Raw genomic sequence first — 646 nt, 5'->3', positions numbered from 1 at the left:
CTAACCCATCCCCTTAACCTTCCAGCACCGGGCAGGCGTCAGCCCCTATACTTCGCCTTGCGGCTTCGCAGAGACCTGTGTTTTTGCTAAACAGTCGCTTGGGCCTTTTCACTGCGGCCCCCTCGGGCTATGAACCCTACCGGGGCGCCCCTTCTCCCGAAGTTACGGGGCCATTTTGCCGAGTTCCTTAGCAAGAGTTCTCCCGCGCACCTTAGGATTCTCTCCTCGCCTACCTGTGTCGGTTTGCGGTACGGGCACCCGATGACTCGCTAGACGCTTTTCTTGGCAGTGTGAAATCAGGGACTTCGGTACTTGTATTTCCCTCGCCATCACAGCTTGCCCTTATGGTGTACGGATTTGCCTATACACCAGGCTTGCTGCTTGGACGGCCATCCAGCAGGCCGCTCGCCCTATCCTCCTGCGTCCCGCCATTGCTCAAACGCCATCGTGGTGGTACAGGAATATCAACCTGTTGTCCATCGCCTACGCCTTTCGGCCTCAGCTTAGGTCCCGACTAACCCTGGGAGGACGAGCCTTCCCCAGGAACCCTTAGGCTTTCGGTGGACAAGATTCTCACTTGTCTTTTCGCTACTTACACCGGCATTCTCACTTCCAAGCGCTCCACCGCTCCTTCCGGTACGGCTTC

At 57.4% G+C, this 646-nt stretch carries 1 rRNA gene; it reads right to left on the bottom strand.

Annotated features, from left to right (window positions below):
* Nucleotides 1–646 (bottom strand): 23S ribosomal RNA (locus G3578_RS20650); the annotation flags it as partial.

This window comes from Brevibacillus sp. SYP-B805 (genome assembly GCF_011059135.1).
In the GTDB taxonomy this organism is placed as follows: Bacteria; Bacillota; Bacilli; order Brevibacillales; family Brevibacillaceae; genus Brevibacillus_F.
This window is presented reverse-complemented; position numbering and strand designations above follow the sequence as displayed.